At 46.1% G+C, this 11,355-nt stretch carries 8 protein-coding genes and 1 pseudogene; 4 read left to right on the forward strand and 5 right to left on the reverse strand.

Annotation, left to right across the window (positions count from 1 at the left end):
* Window positions 1-35: 35 nt before the first annotated feature.
* Window positions 36-1,022, forward strand: coding sequence for an alpha/beta fold hydrolase (locus tag L5M10_RS08105; RefSeq protein WP_263146915.1), 987 nt, complete (start codon window positions 36-38; stop codon window positions 1,020-1,022).
* On the opposite strand, the gene L5M10_RS08110 is transcribed toward L5M10_RS08105, so the two are convergent.
* Window positions 1,019-3,400, reverse strand: a complete 2,382-nt coding sequence (locus L5M10_RS08110; protein ID WP_263146917.1) for a PilZ domain-containing protein — start codon at window positions 3,398-3,400, stop codon at window positions 1,019-1,021. The two genes, L5M10_RS08105 and L5M10_RS08110, sit on opposite strands and share 4 nt — an antisense overlap.
* Window positions 3,401-3,500: 100 nt before the next feature.
* Between L5M10_RS08110 and radA the strand changes: the two genes are divergently transcribed.
* Complete coding sequence (gene radA, locus L5M10_RS08115) at window positions 3,501-4,865, forward strand: DNA repair protein RadA (protein WP_219234633.1); 1,365 nt, start codon at window positions 3,501-3,503, stop codon at window positions 4,863-4,865.
* A gap of 80 nt (window positions 4,866-4,945) precedes the next feature.
* Here radA and L5M10_RS08120 read toward each other — a convergent pair whose 3' ends face one another.
* Complete coding sequence (locus L5M10_RS08120; RefSeq protein ID WP_028761430.1) at window positions 4,946-5,317, reverse strand: PilZ domain-containing protein; 372 nt, start codon at window positions 5,315-5,317, stop codon at window positions 4,946-4,948.
* Between the two features lie 682 nt (window positions 5,318-5,999).
* On the opposite strand from L5M10_RS08120, the gene L5M10_RS08125 reads away from it, so the two are divergent.
* On the forward strand, window positions 6,000-7,352 hold the full coding sequence (locus L5M10_RS08125) for an NCS2 family permease (RefSeq protein WP_105251716.1): 1,353 nt from the start codon (window positions 6,000-6,002) through the stop codon (window positions 7,350-7,352).
* A 62-nt stretch (window positions 7,353-7,414) separates the two neighbouring features.
* Here the strand turns inward: L5M10_RS08125 and L5M10_RS08130 are convergent, their stop codons facing one another.
* The 3 genes from L5M10_RS08130 to L5M10_RS08140 form a co-directional block, all read right to left on the reverse strand.
* On the reverse strand, window positions 7,415-7,846 hold the full coding sequence (locus L5M10_RS08130) for a CBS domain-containing protein (protein ID WP_113939315.1): 432 nt from the start codon (window positions 7,844-7,846) through the stop codon (window positions 7,415-7,417).
* A gap of 115 nt (window positions 7,847-7,961) precedes the next feature.
* A complete protein-coding gene (locus L5M10_RS08135; RefSeq protein ID WP_263146924.1) occupies window positions 7,962-9,848 on the reverse strand; it encodes a lysophospholipid acyltransferase family protein in 1,887 nt (628 codons plus the stop codon).
* Window positions 9,838-10,935: a UDP-2,3-diacylglucosamine diphosphatase gene (locus tag L5M10_RS08140; RefSeq protein ID WP_263178733.1), complete on the reverse strand. Its 1,098-nt coding sequence runs from the start codon at window positions 10,933-10,935 to the stop codon at window positions 9,838-9,840. The genes L5M10_RS08135 and L5M10_RS08140 overlap by 11 nt, the downstream gene beginning before the upstream one ends.
* Window positions 10,936-11,254: 319 nt before the next feature.
* Between L5M10_RS08140 and L5M10_RS08145 the strand changes: the two are divergent.
* Window positions 11,255-11,355, forward strand: a pseudogene (locus tag L5M10_RS08145) (integrase); the annotation flags it as partial.

Genomic DNA, 11,355 nt, shown 5'->3' on the forward strand with positions numbered 1-11,355 from the left:
GTTTAAGGATATTGATAAACTACCAGTGACTTATTTTGACTCAGCTCGCCCAAGGCTCAATTTCGACCATTTCACAGTCTTCAATCTACCTGCCGTACCGCGATGGTCAACTGCATCTACGCCAGTTATTACCAGCTGCGCCTGATTTTTCTAAAACGCCTATCCTCATGCTCCATGGTGCTATGTCTAACGGTCGGGTGTTTTATAGCCAGAGTGGCCGTGGTCTTGGTTGTTATTTAGCGAAGGCGGGATTTGTGGTGTATGTGCTGGATACTGCAGGAAGAGGGCTCAGCTTGCCTAAAATCGATCGTGATTTTACCTTAGGGCAGGGGGAAGTGATCCGCGAGCAGTTACCTTTAGTGCAGCAGGCGATTCTCGATTTACATCAAAAAGTCTGCCAAGAGCAGACGACTCGTAAAGCCGTGGCGCCTTCGCAGGTGCATTGGTGTGCCCATTCATGGGGCGGTGTGTTGATGGCGAGTAGTTTGGCCCGATATCCTGATTTGCAGCAAAGCGTTCGTTCACTGCTTACTTTCGGTAGCAAACGGACAATTCGGGTTAAGTCCTTCAAAAAGTGGTTAATGGTTGATGTTTTTTGGAATCGTTTAGCGCCAGGTTTAGCGATGGGCCAAGGTTACCTCGCCGCCGATAAGCTGCGCATTGGTATGGACAATGAAAGTCGCGCCTCATTAGTTCAAAGTATCGATTGGGTGCGGGGCGATTGGATCGATCACGATGATAGATTTGATTATGCGAAAGCGGCAAAGCATGCTCATTGGCCACCGGCTTGGTTTATCTCAGGGCAAAACGATACTGTGTTGGGGCACCCTGAAGATGTGGCGGATATGGTCGTAGAGTGTGGTTTTAAACGGGTTAAATCGACGCTTCTTTCTAAGGAGAATGGCTTTAAGCATGACTATGGCCATGCAGATATGCTGACGCATTTAGATGCCACCAGTGATCATTTTCCTAAGATAAGGGATTGGTATTTAAGTTTTGATCTGGCGGTATTGAACAATTAAGACTGCTTTTTATGAAGTACTGGGTATCTTAATTCGACTTCTTGGGTAATATCTAACAGTTCGCCGACACCAATCACACGCCATAACTGTTCTTCTAACTGCTTAGCTTTATGGTTTGCATGAATATTAATGTATTCCAATTCACGGCGTAGGTAGTTCATATCAGGCTTCTCTGTCGCGCCGCGATAAATGCGTAGGGCGAGGAACCTGCCTAATGCTTTGCTCTGATTGATAAAGGTTATCTGTGCTTCGACATCACCGATTTCAGTTGCAAGAGTGCACTTTAAAAAGATTTTTCCGCGAGATTGGCGAATTAACTGAATAAACACTTCAATAAAATCCATGTCCTGTTGGGGTTTCATTTGGCGGATAGGTTCGAGAATATCTCGCTTAAAAAAACCGTCTTTTAGCAGTGGCGCTAAATTATATTGCAGAGTATCTGAGGTGCCCGCGGCAAAAATATCGCTGATCTCATCCTGTTGTGTACCAACGCCTAAACAAGCGACTTGGGCAGATTTTGTCGTTTTTTCAACAAAATAGGGCACAGAATGTAAATCATGCATCAAAATATTTTTTAAACCATCGGCAAGTTCTTTGATTTCACTATTGTTTTCGGTGAGTTGCTCTAATTTTTCTTTGTTATGGGCAATAAGTTTATTTAAAAATTCGACCCCAACATGGGGCGTATGGCCCATAACGGCGGTTAAATGTAAGGTTACACCATTCTTGCGGGTACGCACTAAGCGGTAGGGGAGGTTATCTAGCTGTGTTTTGCCTGCAATGGTTTGGAGCTTTGGGAAGCTTAACAGCAGTGGTTTATTTGATGAAAAATCTGCAGGATTATCCAAGGTTAATTGCATGCCTCGGCTTGAAATATCTAAAGTAATGCCCGTGGCTTTGTGCTTGTCTTGAGTCACATTGACTAAGGTTTTAAAGGCGAAACGCGCTTCTTGGCGTCGCTCGCTAAACTGCATGGAAACTAACTTAATTTGATTGGTGGTCAGTCGTTGTTGACCAAAGGTTTTTAGGGCGTTGGCATTACTGTCGTCTTGCCAAGCTTTGTAATGGCCTCTGGTATCTTCGTTGCTGATTTCGATAAGCTGAAGTAAATGACTAAATTGCGATAATTGTTGTTCGACCAATGGGCTAAATTTTGCTTCATCTCCTGGGAGGGTCGCACGTCGATAACCCTTATCATGATAAATTTTATCTTGGGTGACTTTGAAGATCCGCCAGCTGGGCTTGGTCGATGCAAAGCCTAAAAATAAAGGCATCATGCCCTTAGCTTTAAGCTCTGCTAAGGTGGCAGAGTAAAAATATAAGCAACCTTGGGCATTATAGGTAAAGCTAAAAAATAGCCCATGGTCGGGATTTTCAGGATGATTAAGTAGCTCAGATAAACGGCTTGGTGTCAGCATGGCTGGTAACTGGCTCACATCATTTTCATCTTGAAAATAATGCACTATCTGCTGGTTGTCTCGGCTGAGTAGCATGTGGCTCAAACCTTGAGTTTGAGTATTGAAATATAAAGGTAAGTGGGGCAAATGGGGTAAATAATGACGCTCAAATCCAAGCCCTGTTGCTGTGACTATCACATCATTCACATCTACTTTGTAACGCAGTTTGTAGCCGCGGATTAAATTGCCAAGCATTTCACTTAAGGCTTCGCTGCCCCCAATACGCTTGAGTCTTAACCAAATATATTCGCCATTGGTTTGGCTATCGACAACCTCATAGTCAACACCGAGCTGGAGATCGGGATAGTAAAACTCTTCACTGAGTTCCAGTAATTTTATTTTAAGGGGATGGTCGAGATCGAAGGGATGGTTGGCTGCAAGGCGAATACGGGCACCACCTACGGATAAATCTGCAGTTATCCCTTGTATTTCACCACGGCCGGTTTGCGATGCTGCGATGCGAATACTGTAATTCATCCGCTCTTCTGTGCGGTTGAAATAACTGCCTAATACCACGCCGGGCACCATAAAAGGCTCTGACTCAGCGGCCTCTACCTGCGTGACACCTTGGCGCAACTTTAACCGACGTTGTTGGTGAGCATTGAGCACATACTCGTATACTCCCAAGGTATATTGATTGCGAAACAGTGACATGGCCTCATGCATACTGTTTTTGGCGGGTTCATCTAAAAAATGTCGCTGTTGACCTAACATCACCTCAACACAAGGAAGCTCTGATTTATCCCTGAGATCGATAATTCGCGTGCATGGTGAAGCCAAACGACTGAGTTCCATTTTCACTAGAAAACGGGTCGAATTGGTTTCATCTATCGTCAGCTGCTGGAAAATCTCTTGGAAGTTAGGTTCCATGAGCAATGGCTTGAGCTGTTCGATGAGTGCACTATGGTTATCTAGACTCATGTAGGGTTCTTTTTAATGCTTATTTTGTATTGGGCTGTTAGTCTTATGTCGGCAGTATTCGCAGTTACTTAAATTGATTTTATACAGATTTTAATGAGTTATGGCAAAGAATAAAACGGCGTACGTATGTAATGAGTGTGGACAAGACTTTCCCCGTTGGCAAGGGCAGTGTAGCGCTTGTCAGGAATGGAATACGATCACTGAGGTGAGGCTCGGTGCAGCTTCGTCTGGGCGTAGCACTAAGTTTGTCGGTTATGCCGGAGCAAGCAGCAATGAAGTGAAGACATTAGATCAAATCGATCTCAATGCCTTACCGCGGATCTTGAGTCATTTTGGCGAATTAGACCGAGTGCTCGGTGGTGGGATTGTACCAGGTTCTGCCATTTTGATTGGCGGACATCCAGGCGCAGGTAAGAGTACGCTTTTATTGCAAACTCTGTGTCATCTAGCCGAGCAAATGCCTGCACTGTATGTCACGGGTGAAGAATCGTTGCAGCAGGTAGCGATGCGCGCCCATCGCCTTGGTTTACCAACCAATAAATTGCGGATGTTGTCTGAAACCAGCGTCGAGCAAATTTGCGAAGTTGCCCTTAAAGAATTGCCTAAAGTCATCGTTGTTGACTCGATTCAAGTGATGCATATGAGTGATGTGGCATCGAGCCCAGGCAGTGTGTCGCAGGTGCGTGAATCCGCTTCTTACTTAACCCGTTTTGCGAAAGAAAATGGCATTGCCGTGATCATGGTCGGCCATGTGACCAAAGATGGCAGTTTGGCTGGGCCCAAGGTATTGGAACATTGTATCGACTGCTCTGTGATGTTCGAAGGGGATAGCGATAGTCGTTACCGCACCTTGCGCTCCCATAAAAATCGTTTTGGCGCGATCAATGAATTAGGTGTATTTGCCATGACCGAGCGCGGCTTAAAGGAAGTCGCCAATCCTTCGGCAATCTTCCTCTCTCGTGGTGAAGAAGAATCATCTGGCTCGCTTGTCATGGTGGTTTGGGAAGGCACCCGGCCCTTGTTGGTGGAGCTGCAAGTGCTGGTGGATAACTCAGCCATGTCTAACCCGCGCCGCGTGGCTGTGGGTATGGATGCAAACCGTTTGGCCATGTTGCTTGCTGTAATGCACCGCCATGGTGGTTTGCAGATGTCGGATCAGGACGTGTTTGTTAACGTGGTGGGCGGCGTGAAAGTGACTGAAACCAGTGCCGACTTAACGTTACTCTTGGCAATGGTATCGAGTTTTCGCGGTGATATTTTGCCTAGCGATTTAGTTGCCTTTGGTGAGGTCGGGCTGTCCGGCGAAATTCGTCCTGTGCCTAATGGGCAAGAGCGATTAATCGAAGCCGCTAAGCATGGTTTTAAGCGAGCAATAGTGCCCAAGGCCAATGTGCCGAAAAAGCCTCCAGCTGGGATGGAAGTGGTGGGTGTTTCTAAGTTATCCGAAGCGCTAGAAGCGATTTAGCATCAAATGCTCGCGAGTGAGTTAACACCAGCAAGCAAAACAGCGCCATGAGGCGCTGTTTGTGTTTATGAGCTGGTGTTTTAAGCTGTGATATTGTGTTTTTCGATAAACAACATGAGTTCACGATTTAGCAAAGAAGCATCACCTAGGTTCAGTTCCACCATACGTTTTAGGTGGCTGATACTATCAACATCGATAAAGTTACACTTCAAACCTAATTGGGCATTTTTTTGATGGACCAACTCAGTTTCCATACGGATCTCAATGTCAGATTCTGGTAAGGAAAAACTGAGGGTAATAGCATCACCCGAATTAATAAAATTTTGCGGTTCTTCAACCAAGGCGCCATTTAGACTCAAATCGAGAATGGTCGTCTCCCACTGTGCACCACCTTGTTGTAGATGTGCGCTCGTGGCAAATAGAATCCGCGAAAACTTACGCCTTTCGTCCATACCCAATCCTTTTTCTTTCATAGTCAGCTAAGTGTAGTCCCATCAGTGCCTCTAAGCATAAGTCATATTGATGTGACTGTAAAAGCAGAGTAATTTTTTGTTCAATAAAGCTACCAAGATCGCATATTCACGCAGGCGGTGTGAATGACGAGGTGTTCGTTACAGAAAGCGTAAGTGTGGCTCCTGAACAACAACCCTAATACGCCAAGTATCAATACACAGTATCAAGGTTTGGTTGACTTGCCATATTCTAATATCGGGAGATGAAGGAGGGGGGAAGTTAGCGTACGTTTACGCGGCACTGGCAGACTCTTATCGTGATTAATGTGATATTAAGTAGCAGTTATTACATAGGTTTAGGCGTTTTTTTAAACAACAGATTTCAGTTTTTGCCGCTAATTTTTTATCGAAGTGTAGGCGATGTCTTAGCTATCTTTGGGATATTCCAGTATCATCCGCGGCCAACAACGGCTGCGTCTACATGGTTAATGGCTTTTTAATCATCGCGAGGCATCACTGCTTGCAGATCATGGATTTTTCCCACAGTAGGAAAATGATGTGGATCTCTCACCCAAGTCTGATGGATTTGGGGCTCTAATCTGCCGCAGCCAGCGTCGCCAATTGCGTTTTAGGGTAATTGGTACCGACCCCATTTTAAGAGATCACAAGGTATAACAACATTATGTCTGAGCAATTGAGTTCAACAGCCGTATCCTCTGGTTCGTTTCTGGACCGTTATTTTTCTATTCAACAACGTGGTAGCACAGTTCGCCAAGAAGTGATTGCGGGATTCACAACCTTCCTCGCTATGGTCTACTCAGTGATTGTGGTGCCTAACATGTTAGGCCAAGCGGGATTTGATCCCGGCGCCGTGTTTATCGCCACCTGTTTAATTGCATCATTTGGTTCTTTGCTCATGGGTTTATGGGCTAACTTACCTATGGCGATTGGCTGCGCGATTTCGCTCACCGCCTTTACCGCCTTTAGCTTAGTGCTAGGTCAGGGCATGTCGATTCCGGTTACCTTAGGTGCGATTTTCCTAATGGGCGTGACGTTCACACTTGTGAGCGTCACGGGTATTCGTCAGTGGGTGCTGGCTAATTTACCTAAGGGCATTGCCCACGGTACTGGCATAGGTATCGGCTTGTTTTTACTCTTGATTGCGACTAACAGTGTGCAGTTGATTGTGGCCAATAGCGCAGGCTTACCGGTGAAGTTGGGCGATATTAACAGCTTGCCTGTTATTGCGACCGTTATAGGTTTAGCGGCAACTATCGGTTTAGAGCGCCGCGGTGTACCAGGCGGTATTTTGTTGGTGATTATCGCGCTATCGGTATTTGGTTTAGTGTTCGATCCGAGTGTTAAATACCAAGGTTTGTTCGCCTTGCCTGATTTTACCTCAGAGCATTCACTGATTGGTCAGCTCGATATTATGGGTGCCTTTAATCCTGTGGTCTTGCCTATCGTATTAGCGTTAGTGATGACGGCGATTTTTGATGCGACCGGCACTATCCGTGCTGTGGCTGGCCAAGCTAATTTACTCGATAAAGACGACAATATTGTCGGCGGCGGTAAAGCCTTAACTTCAGACTCAGTCAGCAGTATGGTGGCAGGTTTAGTCGGCGGTGCACCAGCGGCTGTGTATATCGAGTCGGCGGCGGGTACTGCAGCAGGTGGTAAGACAGGTTTAACGGCTACCATAGTTGGCGTACTGTTTTTATTGATGATGTTTTTAGCACCATTAAGCTATTTAGTGCCTGCCTATGCGACAGCGCCTGCTTTGATGTATGTGGGTTTGTTGATGCTGAGTAATGTGGCGAAACTCGACTTTGACGATAAAGTTGATGCCATGTCGGGCTTAACCTGCGCTGTGTTTATCATCTTAAGCTGTAATATCGTTACCGGTATTATGCTGGGTTTTGTGACACTGGTGGTAGGCCGTATTTGCAGTGGCGAATGGCGCAAACTGAAGTTAGGCGTGCTTGCCATCACCTTAGGTTTAGTGGTGTTTTATATGGGTGGCTGGGCGATTTAAGTTAGGCAAACTGAGTGATTTGAACTGAGTTATTGAGAACAGAAGCGAGTGCCGTCTTAGGATTAGCACTCGCTTTGATTTTGTGCTCTGTACTCACAATAGGCACGTAATAAGTCTTTCCAAGTAACAATCCCAACCAATTTACCGTCCTCTAACACGGGTAAGCAGCCTATATTGTTATCTAATAACATGCGGGTGGCCGTGTCTAAATTGATGTGAGGTGCGACGGTAACCGGATTACGCGTCATCACTTGATGTACACGTTTTTGTAGGGTTTCTAAGTCTCTTGCGGTTTCCGCGCTACTGCCCAAGTTCGGGCTAATCGCGCGCAATAGATCCCGCTCCGATAACACGCCTTCAAGTTGGTACTCATCGACGACCAACAAGTGATGAAAGCTCGCTTGGTCGAAGATTTCCTTCGCCACAGTTAATCGATCGTCCATTTCAACCGTGACGACTCGGGTACTCATAATATCGGCGATAATGATCGGCATGATGATCCCCTGTTAAGCTTGCGCATCCTAAGATGCGCTCTGTTAATGCGCAGCATTACAGTTACTTATAACAGAGTGGTGCAAGTTTAGCCAACACCCATTACAAAGTTTTAACTCAAAGATCTTGGACCTCTGGCTCATCATCCGCTGTGATTGGCATCCGCTCCGATTCGGGCAAGTGTGCGCCTATGTAGCGTTGATACTTTTTACCTTTCAGTTTGTGGGTGTCCACCAGCACTAAGCCATCGATACAATCGCCAAAGTCGGCGTCGATACCAAAGGCGAGAAACTTAACCCCATCCGCTTTACACAGTTCACCATATTGTTTGTAGAGCGTAGGTACGGCCGCCCCCATACTCGCGAGCACTTGTTTGAGTTGCTTAAAGTTACTCTGATAATCCTCGGAGAAATACAAGTCATCTAACTTAGCTTTTTGGGATTTAGATAAGCCAAAGGGTGACATGGAAACTGCCATCTGCTGCGCAGGTGCAAATTCCCGCGCATAAAAGTGCACTAGCATTTCCCTAGCACTTCCAGGCAGTTGATTACTGATGGACACTGGGCCAAATAGATAACGATATTCAGGATGCTTGGCGAGATAAGCCCCAATGCCAAACCACAGATAATCTAAACTGCGTTTACCCCAATATTTAGGCTGCACAAAGCTGCGACCGAGTTCTAACCCTTGCTTCACAAAGGGCATAAAGCTGTCGGCGTATTGGAATAGGGATTGGCTGTAGAGTGCGTTGTTGCCATATTTTGCTAAGACTTGCTCACCACTGGCAAAACGATAGGCGCCGATAATTTCAAACTGCTCTTTATCCCACAACACTAAGTGTTGGTAGTAGGAATCGTATTTATCGATATCGCGGCGCTTGCCCGAACCTTCGCCTACGGCGCGAAAGGCGATTTCCCTCAGGCGGCCGATTTCCCGCATGATGGGATTACTGTCGTGGTGTTGGTACAGATAAATCAACTTGTTATCTTGCGTTTCCCCTAGAAGTTCACATTGTTGCAGTGCCGCTTGCAGTTCACGGCGCGATTCGGGGTGGGCGATAGCGCTCTGGGTGATAAACAGAGGATCTTTATCTTTGCCAATACGATACAAGTGATTTTTAAGCAGTTTTATCTTGGTCTTGAGTGGAAAGTCCATTGAGCGTACGGCTTCATTAGAAATGAGCTCGCCAATGCGGATCGGCATATTACGTTTAGCCTGCTTGAACATTTCCTTCACTAGCAGCAGTGTCGCAAGTGGCTTGTAAATCATAGATGCGCCGTAGAAAGTGGCAGAGTTTTTGGCATCTAAAAATATTGGCAGTAGGGGCGCATTGCAGGAAATCGCCATCTTTAAAAAGCCTGAGTGCCATTGGGTATCACGCACGCCGTTAGGGCGCAGACGCGAGACTTCGCCCGACGGAAAAATCAGCACTGCGCCTTCGTTACGCAGGTGCTGGTGGATTTTTTCTAAATGCTGTTTCGGTGTGCCGCCGGTCATATTGCGCACTGGCAGTAGGATTGAGTGCAGCGGTTCCAGCGCCATCAAGAGTTCATTCGCGACGACTTTTATATCAGGGCGAACTTCACTGATGAGTTTGATGAGCGCTAATGCATCGAGTGAACCTATAGGATGGTTCGCGAATATGACCACTCGGCCTTCACAGGGAATGTTTTCTATCTCGTTGGCGGGCACGGTAAAACTAAAGTCAAAACTCGCCAGCATTTGTTCGACAAAGTCTACGCCCTGTAAATAGGTATATTGACTGGCGATATCGTTGCACTGTTTTTCATTGAGCAGGTAACGCAGCATGGCCTTGGCAGGTTTAGCGAGCCAAGGTTTGTCATTGATCGCTGGCAGATTTTGTTCAACCACATTATCAACGGTAAAAATCATGTTATTCGCCTTGAACGGCACAGTATGCTTGTTATGGCTAAGGCTGCTGTTTAGCATTTGTTCATTGTATTCCATAGCATTATGTAATTGATTCATAGTGTTAGGCAACATCCCTTGGGCGAGTTTCGCCGGTATTTATGTTTGGCATTTGCTGCGCTGCCGTTTTTTGTTGCTTGTCTTTGTGCGTCTCAGGCGGCTGTTGTACCAGCGCTATACTGTTGAGAATATCGAGCTTGAGCGTTTGCTCGTTCCAGCGGCAAAGTTGTAATTCGCCGCTTAAGGTTTCTGTGATTAAACTGCAGTTTTCGACCCAGTCACCGTCGTTGGCGTAGATGATCTGCCTCTTTTCAGGGGGACTGAGTGGTGAGTAATATTGGGCTGCTCTGGGGTGAGTCGAGAGTTCGGGCTGATGGATATGACCGCAGATCACACCGTCAACATCAAAGTGCTGGGCATAGTTGAGTACCGCTTGACGGTAATGTCCAATAGCGGCTTGAGCCTTACCCACTTTGGACTTGATATAACTTGCCAGTGACCAATAGGGGTAACCTAAGCGTTCCCGCAAGCTATGGAGATTGCGATTGAGGAACAATAATAGGTCATATAAATGGTCGCCCAATATGGCGTAGAAACGGCCGACACACACATCGGCATCAAACTGATCCCCGTGGAGCATCAAGAGTTTATGGCCGCCAATTCCGTGGTGAATATGTTGGCGGGCAATTTTAATATTCCACAGGCTTAGCTCGGCGTAGGGTTTAATCAGTTCGTCGTGGTTGCCCGGCAGATAAATCACTTGGGTGCCGTTTTGTGCCAGTTCAATGAATTTCTGCAGTACCTTATTGTGGCTATCGGGCCAGTGCAGCTTACGTTTCAACGCCCATAAATCGACTATGTCACCGACCAGATACAAGTGCTGACAACGCACGGTTTCAAGCAAGCTGAGCAGGTAGTCAGCCTTGCAATCCTTACAGCCTAAATGGATATCTGACAACCAGAGGGCGTTAACTGTGATGCTTGCTGTATGGGTTGAAGTTAATGCGGATGGGGTAATAGCGGCACAATTGGATTGATTTGAGGATGTTGGTGCTAATGTTGGCGTTTGTGTTGAGCGATTAAAGATGGGAGGGGAAAGGCTGGGGTCATTTATCTCTTCCCGCGTAGACCTCTCAAGTTTCCTGAAATTAAATCCTGTCATCTCGTATTCACCCCATTAGGCTGTTAACGAATATGAGCTTAGTGGGGGGCTTTGACCGAATGATGAAGTTTAGATGACATGCAGATGACAAAAGGTGAATTAGCCTGGACTGAACCTGCAAGATTCACATCAGGATGCAATTAGATCCGATAGGTTGGTTTAACTTACTTCTGCCCCATTATCAGTTAGACCAAATACACTACAGTTTTGAGTTTCAAATCTGTCACAATTTCCTAAATTGCATATCTATTCAACTCATTGACCTCAATCTCAAGCTAAAATAAATAAGGACATTTCTAAAGTCATTTAGGGGTCAGTTATGTGGACGAAAAAAGGCCATCGAACTGGGCAGAAAAAGCCCTTTAAGCTCGAGGATATCTGGCGTATCCGCACTAGACTCGAAATCGAAGGTAATATCAT

This window comes from Shewanella sp. SM32 (genome assembly GCF_025654235.1).
GTDB classification, from domain to species: Bacteria; Pseudomonadota; Gammaproteobacteria; order Enterobacterales; family Shewanellaceae; genus Shewanella; species Shewanella oncorhynchi.

What these genes read in the sequence shown, in the direction of transcription:
- L5M10_RS08110 (WP_263146917.1), bottom strand. Translation starts at nt 3,400, where the DNA reads ATGAGTCTAGATAACCATAGTGCACTCATCGAACAGCTCAAGCCATTG.
- radA (WP_219234633.1), top strand. Translation starts at nt 3,501, where the DNA reads ATGGCAAAGAATAAAACGGCGTACGTATGTAATGAGTGTGGACAAGAC.
- L5M10_RS08120 (WP_028761430.1), bottom strand. Translation starts at nt 5,317, where the DNA reads ATGGACGAAAGGCGTAAGTTTTCGCGGATTCTATTTGCCACGAGCGCA.
- L5M10_RS08125 (WP_105251716.1), top strand. Translation starts at nt 6,000, where the DNA reads ATGTCTGAGCAATTGAGTTCAACAGCCGTATCCTCTGGTTCGTTTCTG.
- L5M10_RS08130 (WP_113939315.1), bottom strand. Translation starts at nt 7,846, where the DNA reads ATGCCGATCATTATCGCCGATATTATGAGTACCCGAGTCGTCACGGTT.
- L5M10_RS08135 (WP_263146924.1), bottom strand. Translation starts at nt 9,848, where the DNA reads ATGTTGCCTAACACTATGAATCAATTACATAATGCTATGGAATACAAT.
- L5M10_RS08140 (WP_263178733.1), bottom strand. Translation starts at nt 10,935, where the DNA reads ATGACAGGATTTAATTTCAGGAAACTTGAGAGGTCTACGCGGGAAGAG.